Origin of the sequence: Microbacterium arborescens, assembly GCF_030369635.1 — a bacterium.
Classification (GTDB): domain Bacteria; phylum Actinomycetota; class Actinomycetes; order Actinomycetales; family Microbacteriaceae; genus Microbacterium.
This window is the reverse complement of record NZ_CP128474.1, coordinates 399,310-413,600: the sequence shown is the minus strand read 5'-3', so window position 1 is coordinate 413,600 and position 14,291 is coordinate 399,310. Positions and strand designations below refer to the sequence as shown.

The following is a 14,291-nucleotide window of genomic DNA, read 5'->3' as shown; positions in this document are numbered from 1 at the left end:
CGTTGTACGTTGGGCGGGTGACATCTCCCGACTCGCGCGTCGCCCTCGCGTGGGTCGACGACGACGCGGTCACCGGCGCGAACGGGCACCGCGAAGCAGCTGCCTCGGCCGGTCCGTACACGCTCGCGCACGCCGAACTGCTCACCGAGCGGCCGCGCCGGTCGGCGGCGCCGGCCGTGCTCACGACGCTCGGTGTGGCCGTGCTCGTCGCAGGCGGGTACACCGGGGCGACGCTGATGTGGCCGTTGGATGCCGTCGCGCCCGAGATCCTGCCCGCCGCCGTCGCGGCTCCCGCCGCCGCCATCGCCCAGCCCGCGTGGCCCGCCGAGGGCGCCGGGGCGACGGCCGTCGGCGGATTCGCCGCCGTGTCGGCGTCGTCGGGCGAGCCGGAGTCGATCGCGAGCATCACCAAGCTCGTGACCGCCCTCGTCGTGCTCGACCGGATGCCGCTCGCCGACGGCGAACAAGGCCCCGAGTTCGCTTTCACCGCCGCCGACCGTCGGGAGTACCGCGCGTACATCGCCGACGACCAGTCGGCTCTGGACGTTCCCGTCGGCGGGGTGCTGACCCAGTACCAGCTGCTGCAGGGCGTGCTGATCGGCTCGGCGAACAACTACGCCGACCGCCTCGTGTTCGATCTCTGGCCCGACGAGGACGCCTACGTCGAGGCGGCGAACGCCTGGTTGCGGGCGCACGACCTCGGCGGCGTCACCGTCGTCGATTCGAGCGGAATCGATCCCGGCAACACGGCGGCACCGGCATCGGTCATCGCCCTGGCCGAGAGCGCGATGTCGAACCCCGTCATCTCGGGAATCGTGGCCCAGCGCTCCGTCGAGCTGCCGGGTGCCGGGTTCGTCGAGAACACGAACGCCCTGCTCGCCGACCCCGCCGTCGTCGGGGTCAAGACGGGCAGCCTGTACGGCTCCTACAACCTCGTCGCGGCGAAGGACACCGACCTCGACGGTGTCAACGTGCGCGTGTTCGCGACCGCCCTCGACCAGCCCGACGACGAAACCCGCCACTCGGCGACGGCCGCGCTGCTCGATCGCACGATCGCCGAGATCTCGGCGTCACCGGTCCTCCCCGCGGGAACCGTCGCCGGCACCGCGACGACTCCGTGGGGAGCGACCGCCGAGATCGTCACCGAAGCCGACATCCGTGTCGCCCTCTGGAACACGCAGTCCGCTCAGGCGGCCGCGAGCGTCGACCTCGGAGACGCCCGCGACGCGGACGACCAGGCGGGCGAGCTCACCCTCACCGGCCCCCTCGGATCAGCGACGACGGCCCTGCGTCTGACCTCGGACATCCCCGATCCCGACATCTGGTGGCGCCTCAGCCACCCGCTGCAGCTGTGGGGCCTAGCAGGCTGACCTCGCGTCGCGCCAGCACGAACCCCTGTGGGTGCGGTTCACCACCCCGCGCGAGCCGCTCGCGCTGGTCGAGCACGGCGAATCCGCGAGCCGCGAAGGCTGCCGCGACCTCGCGGGGGTCGTGCAGAACCGCATCGAGCGAGACGTCGTGACCGTACGCCCGGTCGATCCGACGCGTGCCGCGGCCACTCTGGAAACCCAGCAGCACGAGGCCGCCCGCCGTCGAGACCCGGGCGAACTCGTCGGCGATGAGGTCGAGCTCGTCCGTGCCGTCATGGATCACGGAGTACCAGGCGAGCACGCCGGCCACGGATCCGTCGGGCAACGGCACGTCCGCCAGGTCGCCCACGGCGAGATCGGCGAACGGACAGCCCGCGCGCGCCAGCCCGATCATCTGCGGCGAGAGGTCGAGGCCGACGAGGCGCAGGTCCGGCCGGCGCTCGCGCATCAGGTGCAGCATCCGCCCCGCCCCGCATCCGGCGTCGAGCACACGGGCGCCGCTCGGGAGCAGGTCGAGGAACCGATCGATCAGGGCGACGTCTTCCGGGGATTCGAACGAAGCATCGGGCAGCAGAGCCGCGTAGTCGGCCGCGACCGTGTCGTAGGCCGCTCGCACGGCTGCTCGGGACGTCACACGAACCGCACCGTCTGCTGCAGCCGGGTGCGCACGTCGAAGAGCTCGTTGCCGCCGATCTCACGCGCACCGGCGACCCCCCGGCGCAGCACCGTGGCGAGCGCGGAGCGGCCGACAACCGCGACCGCGAGCCCGCGCACGCGGCCGAGCTCCTCGATGGCCTGCACGACGTCGTCGTCGGGGAGCACCACGATGACGCCGCTGAACTTCACCCGGGCAGCGCGGCTGAGCGCACGCGCCCGGTGCACGAGCGTCGCGATCGGGGAGTCGACCCCCTCGCCGATCAACTCGCCCCGGCGGGTGCGCACGGGCGCGCCGAAGTCCTCCGACAGCACGGCGTAAAGGCCCGAGGGCCCGAGCACGACGTGGTCGAGCTTCACGTCGGGGTCGCGCGGATCGGCGGCGACGTCGTGCCAGACCGTGTAGCCCATGCCGAGGTCGGCGACGACGCGGGCGGTCGCCTCCTCGGCGAGCGCATCGGCCAGCAGCCGTCTGATCTCGTGCGGCGCGGTGCGCACGAGGGCAGGGTCGTACGGGTCGTCGAGCGGCGCTCCGCGTCCGACCCACTCGCGGATGAGGGTCAGGTAGCGCTCGCGGCGCCAGCCGCCGGGTTGGCCGAAGGAACGAGCCCGCGGGCGCGTGTCGGCGGGACGCTGCGGCGGCCGCCACGTCGAGGCCCCGGGTGAGAAGTCCGGGGCGGCGGTGAAACCGTGCCCCCGGTCGTAGGCGGCGCGGGCGGTGGCCGTTCCGACGAGATCCCAGGCGCGCTGCACCTGCACGAACGCGACGGCGTCGCCACCGGTGTCGGGATGGGTCTGCCGAAGCCGCAGGCGGTAAGCGCGGCGCAGTTCCTCGTCGTCGACGTCGGGCGCGACCCCGAGCACGTCGTACGCCGAGGCGGACAGCGGACTGTCGAACACGAAGAACCCTCCCTCGTGCGTCGCGGCCCCGGGACGGCGCGGACGCACAGCATCCCGAGACTATTACCTCGTGGCCGGGCGCAGTCCGGGAGCCCGACGGAACTCAGTCAGTCCATAGGGCGGGCACGGGCTCGAAGGCGAATGCCTGCGTCACGATCTCGGGATCGAGATCGTCGCGGGATGCCGGCGACCATGACGGCGACCCGTCCTTATCGACGAGTCGCGCGCGAATGCCCTCGACGAGGTCGGGTTGCGTCTGGGCGAACCACAGCACCAGGGCGTACTCCTGGGCCAGCACCGCTCGGAGCTCGTTCCGGGCGCGGGCCTGACGGACGGCCGCGAGGGTGACGGCGAGCGCAGTCGGGGGGAGGGTGTCGAGCAGATCGGCTGCAGCTCGGGCGTCCGACTCGTCGCGCTCGCGCAGCCGCCCGATGATCTCGACGACCGAATCCGCGGCGAAGGCGGCGTCGATCCAGGGCCGCGCGGCCTCCAGGCGGGCGGGCCCCGCGGTCTCGTCGAACAGCAGGACGAGCTCGGTCGCCGTCTGCGGATCGGCTCGGCTGACGAGGGCGTCGCGCAGGTCGTCGAGCCGCTCCGACGGAACGAGGTGGTCGGCGAAGCCGGCGTAGATCGCGTCGGCGGCATCCATCGACTCGCCCGTCAGCGCGAGGTATTCCCCCACGTGCCCCGGCGCTCGCGCGAGCAGCAGGCTGCCCCCGACGTCGGGGGTGAAGCCGATGCGGACCTCGGGCATCGCGAGACGCGATCGTTCGGTCACCACGCGCACCGCCGCATGCCCGGCGAGCCCGATGCCGCCGCCCATCGTGACGCCGTCGGCGAACACGACGACAGGCTTCGGGTACGCGGCGATGCGTGCGTTGAGTGCGTACTCGGCCCGGAAGAAGTGCGCGGTCTCGGCCACATCACCGGCGACGATCTGGTCGTACAGGCCCCGGACGTCGCCCCCGGCGCACAGCCCGCGCTCCCCCGCGCCGTCGAGCAGAACGGCGTCGACACCGGGGTCGTGCTCCCATGCGTCGAGCGCCGCGGCGAGACTCCGGATCATGCCGAGGTCCAGTGCGTTGATGGCTCGCGGCCGGTCGAGCGTGAGGTGTCCGAGCGCACGATCGACACGGGCCCGGACACGCGAATCGGATGCAGCGGCGTCGGTCACCCTCGCCACGCTACCGCCCGGAGTTCGCGGTGAACGCGGCGTGTCGGGCAGGATGGGACCCGAACCACCCGGCGAGAGGGGGCGCGATGGCGGACGGACAGGTGCTGGAGTTCACCGACGTGGCCAAACGTTTCGGCCCCGTCGCGGCCGTCGACGGTCTGACGGCACGGGTCGAGCCGGGGGCGGTCACCGGCTTCCTCGGCCCCAACGGCGCGGGCAAGACCACGACGCTGCGGATGCTTCTGGGGCTCATCGCCCCCACGTCGGGGTCGGCCACGATCGGCGGCCGGCGCTACCGCGACCTGAAGCATCCGCTTCAGACGGTCGGCGCCGTCCTCGAGTCATCGAGCTTCCACCCCGGCAGGTCGGCCGCGGCGCACTTGCGGGTCTACGCCCATGCGGCGGGCATCGCTGCCTCTCGTGTCGACGACGCCCTCGGCATCGTCGGGCTCGGCGATGTCGCCGGGCGCAAGGTCGGCGGGTTCTCACTCGGGATGCGGCAGCGCCTCGGGCTCGCCTACGCGCTGCTCGGCGACCCCGGCGTCCTGGTCCTCGACGAGCCGACGAACGGCCTCGACCCCGAAGGCATCCGCTGGATCCGCCGGTTCCTCCGCGACCTCGCTGCGGAGGGGCGCACCGTTCTGGTCTCGTCGCACCTGCTCGCCGAGGTGCAGCAGTCGGTCGATTCGCTCATGATCATCACCCGCGGCCACCTCGTCTATCAGGGCGGGATCGAGAACGTCGTGCCGCAGGACGAGATCGCTACCGTCGTCGACGCCGACGATCGTGAAGCGCTACGGCGTGCCATCGCGGCCGCGGGCTTCGAGAGCGATGAACGTCGCACCGGCCTCGCCGTGCGCGGCGCCGACGCCCCGACCGTCGGACGCATCGCCGCCGACGCCGGCATCGCTCTCACCGCGCTGCAGCGGAAGGGCCCGGCTTTCGAAGAGGTCTTCCTCGAGCTCGTCAGCGGCACCCGCGTCCACCCGTCTGCCGAGAACGGCGAGGAGAAGCGATGAACCTCGTGAACGCGACGCGCTCGGAACTCAGCAAGCAGTTCTCCACCTCGGTCTGGTGGGTGCTCCTCATCGTCCTCGTCCTGTACATCGGCGGAACGGCCGGCGGCATGGCCGCCGTCTTCGCAGCGGGTGAGAACGGCTCGCTCCCCGGCACCACGTCGCTGCCGACGGGTCTCGGTGACCGGCTCCCGAGCCTCATCTACGGGCTCGCGACCGCCATGGGATACGTGTTCCCGCTCGTCGTGGGGTCACTGCTCGTGACCGGCGAGTACCGCCACAAGACGCTGACGCCGACCTTCCTCGCAACACCCCGTCGCGGCATCGCGTTGTCGGCGAAGATGCTCGCGGGCGTCGTCATGGGTCTTGTCTTCGGTGTCGCAGCCGTCGGCTCGACGGTCGCGGCGGGGGGCGGGATGCTGGCGCTGTTCGGCGTCGACCCGCAGCTCGCGCGTCCCGAGACGTGGGCCTTCCTCGGGCGGATGCTGCTCGCCCTCGTCCTCTGGGTACTCCTCGGCATCGCCCTCGGCACCCTGATCCGTAATCAGATCGCCGCCGTCGTCGGCATCCTCGCGTTCACCCAGTTCGTAGAGCCGATCGCCCGCGTGGGCGCGAGCATGGTCGAGGGGCTCGCCGACGTCGTGCGTTTCCTTCCGGGCGCCGCATCGGATGCGCTCGCGGGCGACAGCATCTACGCGGCGATGGGCGGCGGTGCGAGCCAGTCGCTGGACTGGTGGGCGGGCGGCCTCGTGCTCGCGGCCTACGTCGTCGTGTTCGCCGTGATCGGCTACGCGGTGTCGTGGCGGCGCGACGTCGCCTGATCGACCAGATCGGCGACATCGGCGGGCTCGTCCTCGACGTCGAGGCGCAGCGCCCGCACGAGCGCGACCCCGTGCCGCGTCGTCAGGATCAGGCGCTGGAACTCGTCGTCGCCCTCGAGATCGACGACGACCGACGGACGGCGACGCCGCACGAGCACGAAGTCAGTGCCACCCGCCGATTCGAACGAACCTGCTGCGATCACCGCGGGCACGAACAGACCCGGGCGGGGAACGCCGCGCAGCCACGACCACGCGTCATCCGTCAGCTGCACCCGCGCGATGTTCTCGCGTGACACCAGGACATTCCGCTGGCGGAATGCCGCTGCGCGCTCGGTCGCGGACAGCACGATCTCGAGCTGCGCGGAGTCGAGCAGGAGGGTCACCATGGGTCCAGTCTGCCAGTCGGACGCTCAGGGAATGCTCACAGACCGGCAACGATCGCGGCCGCGCTCACGTCATGGGGCAGGGGCGTCGGATGCCGGTGCCGGCTGGCGGGAGATCGCGTCGATGAGCGAAGAGATGGTCGTCTCGGCGGCGACCACATCGACGCTGAGACCGAGCTTGCGCGCGTCGCGCGCCGTCCGGGGACCGATCGCCGCGATCAGAGTCGATGCGGGGAGCTCGGGGAACTGCTCGCTGACCTGCTCGGCGACCGACCCGCTGGTCACGAGCACCGCGTTGATGCGGCCACTCGCGACATCGGCGGCGATGCGGTCGGTCACCGGCACACCCACCGTCCGGTAGGCGACGACGCTGCGGACGTCGTGACCTGCCTCGACGAGCATGCGGGTCAGCACGGGCTTGGCGACTTCACTGCGCAGCGCGAGGACACGCGTCGGCTCGGCCTCGATCGCGAGGATCTGCTCGGCCAGGCCCGCGGCCGAGTCGTCCTCATCGGGGACCAGGTCGACGCGGTAACCCACGGCTGTCAGCGCAGCGGCCGTGGTCTCGCCGACGGCCGCAACGCGCGTCTGCGCCGGGATCTCGGCGCGATAGGCGTACAGGACGTCGACGGTGGTCGCGCTCGTCAGCGTGATCCAGTCGAAGGCGCCGGCCGCGAGTTCGGCGAGTGCCCCTTCGAGGTCGGCCACGTCCGTCGTGGGCGCGAAGTTGATGAGCGGGGCGATGACCGGCGTGGCTCCGTGCGAGCGGAGGAGAGCGGCTACCTGGTCACCCCAGGGACCCCCGCGCGGCACGAGCACGCGCCACCCCCGAAGGGGCTTCTGCGGCTCTGCGTGGCCGGGCTCGACATGCATATGGTGGCTCTCGTGAGGCGCGACCACCCCCGGAAGAGCGGCCGACGCACGTTCCTTGTCCGGGCGGTGCAGGCCCGGATGCGCAACATCGGCAGCATTCGCTCCATCGCCGCTGCCTCGTTTCCGAGCATACTCCGCAACGGACGCGGGACGGCGGCAGGAGGTATCGATCCGGACTCGGTTGGCCGAGAACGGATCACGCCGCCCGATCAGCGCGCAATGAGTCGGGCGACGCCCCAGACGACGGCGCCCACCGCGACCGCGACGCCCACCGCTGCTGCGGCGGCGCCCGCCGGGTTGCGCTCGGCATAGGCGCGGGCCTCTCGGCTGGCGCGATCGGTCGCGATGACGGCGCGCTTGGGGAGGTTCGCCTTGTGCTCGATCGCGGCGAGCGCGGCCTTCAGCTCGGCGCGTGCCTTCTCGACCGGGTCGTTGATGCCCAGCGGCACGGCGGTGTCGGGGAGCTCAGAACTCATCGGCCACTTCCTTCACGATCTTGGCGTCGGTGGAGATCGCCTGGGCGGGGTTCTGGCGCGAGCTCAGCTTCTTGAAGCGAAGGAGGCCCAGCACCGCGAACACGGCGGCGATCACGAGGAGGATACCGATCACGATGAGCGACGCGGCCCACGCGGGCAGCCACGACGACAGCCCGATGATCGCGAAGGCGCCGATCGCCGGAATCGTCCAGAACAGGAAGAACAGGGCGACGATGAACCAGACGCCGCCGATGCCGGCGTCCTTGCCCGTCTTCTTGGCCCATGCCTTCGCCGAGTCGATCTCGGCGACGACGAGGTTGCGGACGAGCTCGGGGATCTCACCGATCAGGGTGAACAGGCTGTCGTCGGCGCGGTCGCGGAATCCGCGGGGCGTGCTCATCTCAGCTGTCCGCCACGGCGCTCGCGTCGGCGACCTTGCGCGCATCGCGCTCGGCGGCCTTGCGCACGTCGCCGGCGGCCTTCTCGCCCTCCGCGACGGCCGCGTCGAGCTTCTCGCCGGGGGTTCCGCTCTTGCCGGCGGCCTTGACGACCTTCTTCGCACTGTCCCAGACGACACTGGGCACCGCGAGGGCGGCAGACTTGCCGAGCTCGGTGACCTTTCCCACCTGCTTCTGCACGGGGTCGAGCTCCCAGATCTGCTGGGCCTTCTCTTTGATCTGCTCGTAGCGCTGACGCCCGGCGCGTGCCCCGAGCACGTAGCCCGCGGCGAGTCCGACGGCGATGCCAATCTTGCCCCTCATGGGGTCTCCTCACGTTCGACGTTGCTGCGTTGTCTCAGGCTATCGCCGTATGCCGCCTCAGGTATCCACTCCCGTAACGCGGCGGAGCCGACTATCATGCCGGATCGACCCCGTGCCACAGCACCGCGTGCCGCGCGGCATCCGCCTCGACGACGGCGTCGGCGGCGACTCGCTCGAGACTGTTTCCCGAGAGCCACCCGCCGACGACCGCGAGCCCCGGAAGCGTGCGCGTCCGCGCGCGGATGCCCTCGACTGCTTCGGCGTGTCCCAGGAGCGACGCGGGGGCCGCGCGGGAGTACGTGATGCGCGCCGAGGCGCGAACGGCTCCCGGCGGGATGACCGCGCCGCACAGATCGGACGCCGCGGCGCGCGCGGTCTCTACGGCATCCGCATCGGACGCGTCGGTGTGCGGCAGCGTCACCCGCAGGATGTGCTCGTCCTCGGCCAGCGCCTCGCCGATCCACGGCCACGTCCGCGAGATGTGACGCACGGTGACCGGCTCGGGGCCCGGCCCGATCACGAGCGACCCGCGCTCGGGTACGTCGAGTCCCGCGAGGCGCACCAGCACGACATCGAGCGGTCGCGGGCGGGGCTCGGCGCTCGCAGGAAGCTCGACGTGCGGGGCGAGCAGCCGACGGGCGGTGTCTTCGTCCGCCGCGACGACGAGGAGATCGGCCGGCACCTGCTCGTCGGCGTCGTCCGCGCTCACGAGCCACGTGTCACCATCGCGTCGGATCTGGCTGACGGCGGCGTCCGTACGGATGTCGACGTCGAAATCGCGCAAGCGGGCCTCGAGCGCATCGACCAGCCGGAACAGTCCCCCGCGCGGAGCCCGCCGCTGCGGCGAGCCGGGACGCACGGTCTGTGCGACCGCGCCGCTGAGCGAGCCGGTTCGCGTGAGCGCCGGGTTCAGCGACGGGGCGGCGACGTCGACGTCGATGAACTCCGGGGCGACGCCGTGCACGGCCAGCACGTACGGCGCCACCAGCCGGTCGCGCACGCGCTCGCCCATCCGCGACGACACGAGTTCGCCGAGGCTGCGTCGCCGACCCACCGTCAGCGGCGGCCGCACGCGGTCGAGATAGGCACGCCACGCGCCGCGCATCTCGATGTGGCGTCGGACGTCCTCCGCCCAGGGGTTCGCCGGGATCCCGAGCACCGTCTCGGCCGGCGCAGGGGCGGGTCCGTGCGGACCGGCACCGAGCCACAGCTCGTCATCGCGAGCGGTCTCGAGCTCGTCGGTCAAACCGACCTCGTCGATGAGCTTCGCGAGGGTCTGCGCCGAGGCCGGCACGCCGTCGGCCGCGGCATCCACGGTCAGGTCGCCCAGCGTCGCACGGTCGAGCGAGCCGCCCAGGTGCGGGCCGGCCTCGATCAGCGTCACTCGCAGGCCGAGTCGCGCGCATTCGAGAGCCGCCACGGCTCCCGCGATACCGCCGCCGACCACGACGACGCGGGTGTCGTGGGCGTGCGTCACGAGATCCGTCATCCCTCCATCCTGCCGCTCGCGGATGAGAACGCGGGCCGATGAGAACATGGGGAGCATGAGCCTGCACATCACCGACGACGACGCCGCCGATCAGCTGCTGACCGAGAATCCGCTCGCCCTGCTGATCGGGATGCTGCTCGACCAGCAGATCGCCATGGAGACGGCGTTCACCGGGCCGTTGAAGATCCGCGAGCGGGCCGGCTCTGTCGACGCGGCGGCGATCGCGGACTACGACCCCGAGGAGTTCGTCGAGATCTTCCGGCAGACGCCGGCCGTGCACCGGTTCCCGGGATCGATGGCGAGCCGCGTCCAGACCCTCTGTCAGACGATCGTGGACGACTGGGGCGGCGATGCATCGGCGATCTGGACGTCGGGTGATCCTGACGGAGCGACGGTGCTGAAACGGCTCAAGGCATTGCCCGGGTTCGGCGAGCAGAAGGCGAAGATCTTTCTCGCACTGTTGGGCAAGCAGTACGGCTTCACCGGCGCCGGATGGCGTGAGGCCGCCGGCTCCTACGGCGACGAGGGCTCATACCGTTCCGTGGCCGACATCGTCTCTCCCGAGTCGCTGACGAAGGTGCGCGAGTACAAGCGTGCGACGAAAGCCGCTGCGAAAGAGGCTGCGAGCTCCTGATCACCGGGGGGGGTTTCGAAAAGGCTGGCGGAACGCGGCGGATATGTTTGAGTAGTCGACAATCCGTTCCCCCGGTCTGCGCAAAGGAGCGCTCGAACCATGCGAATTCGTCGACCCCGAATACTGGCAGTCGCGGCGACCGCGGCCCTCGCCGCACCGCTGCTCGCCGCGACGGGAGCCGCTGCGGCCCCCACCGCCGCCGCCCCCGTCATCGCCAACGATTTCTCGAACCCTTCGCTCGGCGACGGGCTGACGCAGAGCGGGGGTGACGGCTCGACCCTCGACTACGCCGACGGCGCCCTCGTCGTGCAGGGCCGCGACGCCGACTACGTCGGCATCCAGACGGCGCCGGGATTCCTCGAACCCGAGACGACGTACACCGTCAGCGCACGCGTACGGCTCGCGCCCGGTACGCCCGACACCCGAGCGCGCTGGGTCGGCGTCCCGGGGTACACGTGGATCGGCGACACGACCATCTCCGCCGACGACTGGACGACGGTCACCGGCACGTGGACGTCGCCCGCGACCGCGGAGGCCGTCGGGATCTACCTCGGCACCGCCGACATCGCGGACGCCGCGCCCTACACCTACCTCGTGGACGATGTCACGATCACCACGGACGGCGATTCGGGCACAGATCCGGGCGGCGGACCCCAGACCCCCGGCACCGTGCTGATCGAGAGCACGTTCGACGACGGCGCCCTCGGCGCGTGGCAGCCTCGGGCCGGGTCGAGCGGCGCCGGCCCGACCGTCGACGTCGTGCCGGACGGAGCCGACGAGTCGTCGCACGCGGCGCTCGTCACGGACCGGACGCACGAGGGCGACGGCATCCTCCTGGATGTCACCGACACCCTGCTCGCGGGACAGACCTACGCCTTCTCCGCGGCACTGCGCTTCGCTCCCGGAGCAGACCCGGGCCAGGGCCTGACCGTCTCGATGCGCACCGACGACGGCGGCGCGGTCGCCTACACCAACCTCCTGCAGGCCGAGAGCGTATCGCCGACCGGGTGGACGACCGTGACCGGCGCCATCACCATCCCCGAGTACGACCTCGCAGCCGAGCTCTACATCGAGGCGCGCTACAACTCGGGCAACACCTCGCCGTTCCTCGTCGACCAGGTCACGGTCGCGGTGCCCGAGGCGGGAGAGGGCGACCTCGATCTCACTCCGCTGAGGGACACGACCGACTTCCCGGTCGGCGTCGCGGTCGACCAGCGCGAGACCAGCGGGGCGGCATCCGACCTGCTGCGGCACCACTTCGACCAGATCACGCCCGAGAACCACATGAAGGTCGAGGCCTGGTACGACGACCAGCAGCAGTTCCAGCGCCACCCGCAGGCCACGGCCCTGCTCGACTATGCGGCGGCGAACGACCTACGACTCTACGGGCACGTGCTGCTGTGGCACGCGCAGACCCCCGACTGGTTCTTCCAGGATGCATCAGGGCGTGAGCTCACCGACTCCGAGGCCGACAAGCAGCTGCTGCGCGACCGGCTCGCGACGCACATCGACAACGTCGCACGGTCGATCGCCGACGACTACGGCCTGTTCGGGTCCGAGACCAACCCGCTCGTCGCGTGGGACGTCGTCAACGAGGTCATCTCCGACCAGGCGACGCCCGACGGGCTGCGGACCAGCCGGTGGCACGACGTCCTCGGTGAGGAGTTCATCCACCTCGCCTTCCGGCTCGCCGACCAGGCGTTCAACGACGACTACGCGGCGCCGGGCACCGACCGCCCCGTGAAACTGTTCATCAACGACTACAACACCGAGCAGGACGCCAAGGGCTCGCAATACGAGGCCCTCGTCGGCCGGATGCTGGACGCGGGCACGCCGCTCGACGGGGTGGGCCACCAGTTCCACGTCTCGATCAACACGCCCGTCAGCGCTCTCGCGAGCACGCTCGACCGCTTCGCCGGGCTCGGGCTCATGCAGGCGGTCACCGAGCTCGACGTCACGGTCAACCCGGCGACCACCGCGAACCTCGCGCGCCAGGGGTACTACTACCGCGACGCGTTCGACGTGTTCCGCGGGTACCACGCCGCGGCCCCGGCATCCGAAGGTCTCTACTCGGTCACCGTGTGGGGGCTGACCGACGCCCGCTCGTGGCGCTCGGAGCAGGCGCCCCTGCTGTTCGCGGGCGACCTGAGCGCGAAGTCGGCGTTCTTCGGTGCGATCGGCCAGGACGACGGCCTGCCGCCGCTCCTGACGACCGCCGATGTGTTCCGCGGCGACGTCGACCTCGACGGTGCGATCGTCGATGCTGCCGAGTGGCGCAATCTGCCGGAACACCCGCTCACCGGCGACGCCGGCGGCTTCCAGACGCGCTGGAGCGACGACCATCTCACGGTGCTCGTCCGCTCGAGCACGCGTCCGGAACGGATCGAGTTCACGTATCGGAACGAGCAGTCCGTCTTCGGAACCGATGGTGATCTCACGGGCCGGACGGTCGAGGTCGACGGCGCGTTCTACTCCGTCATCCAGCTGCCGCACGAGGCCCCGAGCGTGGGCGCGACGGCCGCGTTCGACGTCCGTGTCTTCGGCGCAGACGGACTCTCCGGCGCCTGGAACTCGGCGGGCGCGACCGGTCAGCTGACGTTCTACGAGGAGCTGTCGTACCTCGAGGTCCCGCGCGCCGAGGGGCTCACCGTCGACGCGGTCGTCGACGACGCGTGGGCGGCTGCCCCGCGGATCGAGACCGCCAAGCGCGTCGAGGGCGACGCGAGCGGCGCCACGGCGACGGTCCGCACGCTCTGGCGCGACAACGTCCTCTACACGCTGTTCGAGGTCGTCGATCCCGAGATCGACACAACGAACAGCGATCCCTGGAACCGCGACGGCGTCGAGATCTTCCTCGACCTCGGCAACACCAAGAGCGGCGCCTACGGACCCAACGACACGCAGATCCGCATCACCGTCGACGGCGACGTCACCTTCGGCACCGGCAACGAGGCCCTCCAGCGCTCACGGCTGCTGGAGAGCGCGACCGCGCGCACGGCCGACGGCTACATCGTCGAGGCGGCGATCGACCTCGTCGGTCAGTCGGGCGGGCAGAGCGACGTGCCGCTCGGCGGCGCCGGAACCTTCCAGGGGTTCGACGCGCAGGTCAACGACGCCCGCGGCGGCTCGCGCTTCGCCGTGCACACGTGGGCCGAGCCGACCGGCACCGGCTACCAGACCACCTCGCGGTGGGGTGTGATCCACCTCTCCGATTCGGTGACCACGCCCGGCGAGCCCGGCGGTCCTGGCGAGCCCGGGGAGCCCGGGGAGCCCGGGGAGCCCGACGCGTGGGCGACGGTCGACATCGGGGACGGTCGCGTCGCCCAGGGCGGATCGCTGCCCGTACGGGTCTCGGGCCTCGAGCCCCAGCAGCGGATCGGCGCCACGCTCTACAGCGATCCGATCGTCGTCAACGGCATCCCCGCGGCCGACGCGTCGGGCGAGGTGCGCTTCGCCGTCGCGATTCCCCGCGACCTCGAGATCGGAGAGCACACCCTCGTGGTCGCGTCGCCCGGGTTCGACGACATCCGCGTGGCCGTGACCGTCGTGAGCGGCGGGGCGGGCAGTGGCGCGGGCAGCCTCAGCGCGACCGGCGGCGAGCTGCCGTGGGGCGCCGCACTCGCGGCCGCCGTGCTCCTGACCGCGGGCGGCCTGTTCATGGCGCTGCGCCGACGCCGCACCCTCTGACGCGCGCGCCCGACCTCGGGCGCGAACATCGGAGAAAAGCGCGAACCTCGGAG

Annotated in this window: 14 protein-coding genes; 5 read left to right on the top strand and 9 right to left on the bottom strand. The window is 71.4% G+C overall.

What is annotated here, in order from left to right; all coding sequences use genetic code 11:
• Nucleotides 1-17 precede the first annotated feature (17 nt).
• Nucleotides 18-1,370, top strand: a complete 1,353-nt coding sequence (locus QUC20_RS01970) for a D-alanyl-D-alanine carboxypeptidase family protein (protein WP_289330772.1) — start codon at nt 18-20, stop codon at nt 1,368-1,370.
• Here QUC20_RS01970 and QUC20_RS01965 read toward each other — a convergent pair.
• The 3 genes from QUC20_RS01965 to QUC20_RS01955 all read right to left on the bottom strand — a co-directional run bounded on the left by QUC20_RS01965 (nt 1,333) and on the right by QUC20_RS01955 (nt 4,098).
• Nucleotides 1,333-2,004 carry a class I SAM-dependent DNA methyltransferase gene (locus QUC20_RS01965; protein ID WP_289330771.1) on the bottom strand — a complete coding sequence of 224 codons (672 nt, stop codon included), beginning with the start codon at nt 2,002-2,004 and terminating at the stop codon, nt 1,333-1,335. The two genes, QUC20_RS01970 and QUC20_RS01965, sit on opposite strands and share 38 nt — an antisense overlap.
• Nucleotides 2,001-2,924: a DnaJ domain-containing protein gene (locus tag QUC20_RS01960; RefSeq protein WP_289330770.1), complete on the bottom strand. Its 924-nt coding sequence runs from the start codon at nt 2,922-2,924 to the stop codon at nt 2,001-2,003. The genes QUC20_RS01965 and QUC20_RS01960 overlap by 4 nt, the downstream gene beginning before the upstream one ends.
• A 103-nt stretch (nt 2,925-3,027) precedes the next feature.
• Nucleotides 3,028-4,098, bottom strand: coding sequence for an enoyl-CoA hydratase/isomerase family protein (locus QUC20_RS01955; RefSeq protein WP_289330769.1), 1,071 nt, complete (start codon nt 4,096-4,098; stop codon nt 3,028-3,030).
• Between the two features lie 86 nt (nt 4,099-4,184).
• Here QUC20_RS01955 and QUC20_RS01950 point away from each other — a divergent pair, with 86 nt between their 5' ends.
• The gene (locus tag QUC20_RS01950; protein WP_120263604.1) at nt 4,185-5,117 is read left to right on the top strand and encodes an ATP-binding cassette domain-containing protein; all 933 of its coding nucleotides are present in this window, start codon (nt 4,185-4,187) and stop codon (nt 5,115-5,117) included.
• On the top strand, nt 5,114-5,935 hold the full coding sequence (locus QUC20_RS01945; protein ID WP_120263605.1) for an ABC transporter permease subunit: 822 nt from the start codon (nt 5,114-5,116) through the stop codon (nt 5,933-5,935). The genes QUC20_RS01950 and QUC20_RS01945 overlap by 4 nt, the downstream gene beginning before the upstream one ends.
• Here QUC20_RS01945 and QUC20_RS01940 read toward each other — a convergent pair.
• From QUC20_RS01940 to QUC20_RS01915, 6 genes are all read right to left on the bottom strand, one after another.
• Nucleotides 5,902-6,321: a hypothetical protein gene (locus tag QUC20_RS01940; protein ID WP_120263606.1), complete on the bottom strand. Its 420-nt coding sequence runs from the start codon at nt 6,319-6,321 to the stop codon at nt 5,902-5,904. The two genes, QUC20_RS01945 and QUC20_RS01940, sit on opposite strands and share 34 nt — an antisense overlap.
• A gap of 69 nt (nt 6,322-6,390) precedes the next feature.
• Nucleotides 6,391-7,191: a uroporphyrinogen-III synthase gene (locus QUC20_RS01935; protein ID WP_120263607.1), complete on the bottom strand. Its 801-nt coding sequence runs from the start codon at nt 7,189-7,191 to the stop codon at nt 6,391-6,393.
• Between the two features lie 209 nt (nt 7,192-7,400).
• Nucleotides 7,401-7,667 carry a hypothetical protein gene (locus tag QUC20_RS01930; protein ID WP_289330768.1) on the bottom strand — a complete coding sequence of 89 codons (267 nt, stop codon included), beginning with the start codon at nt 7,665-7,667 and terminating at the stop codon, nt 7,401-7,403.
• Nucleotides 7,657-8,067, bottom strand: a complete 411-nt coding sequence (locus QUC20_RS01925; RefSeq protein WP_289330767.1) for a phage holin family protein — start codon at nt 8,065-8,067, stop codon at nt 7,657-7,659. The genes QUC20_RS01930 and QUC20_RS01925 overlap by 11 nt, the downstream gene beginning before the upstream one ends.
• Nucleotide 8,068: 1 nt before the next feature.
• Nucleotides 8,069-8,428, bottom strand: coding sequence for a hypothetical protein (locus QUC20_RS01920; RefSeq protein WP_120263610.1), 360 nt, complete (start codon nt 8,426-8,428; stop codon nt 8,069-8,071).
• A gap of 94 nt (nt 8,429-8,522) precedes the next feature.
• Complete coding sequence (locus tag QUC20_RS01915) at nt 8,523-9,917, bottom strand: protoporphyrinogen/coproporphyrinogen oxidase (RefSeq protein WP_289330766.1); 1,395 nt, start codon at nt 9,915-9,917, stop codon at nt 8,523-8,525.
• A 55-nt stretch (nt 9,918-9,972) separates the two neighbouring features.
• Here QUC20_RS01915 and QUC20_RS01910 point away from each other — a divergent pair, with 55 nt between their 5' ends.
• Nucleotides 9,973-10,551 carry an HhH-GPD-type base excision DNA repair protein gene (locus tag QUC20_RS01910; protein WP_289330765.1) on the top strand — a complete coding sequence of 193 codons (579 nt, stop codon included), beginning with the start codon at nt 9,973-9,975 and terminating at the stop codon, nt 10,549-10,551.
• Between the two features lie 99 nt (nt 10,552-10,650).
• Entirely contained in the window at nt 10,651-14,238 is a 3,588-nt protein-coding gene (locus QUC20_RS01905; protein WP_289330764.1) for an endo-1,4-beta-xylanase, read from the top strand.
• Nucleotides 14,239-14,291: the final 53 nt, after the last annotated feature.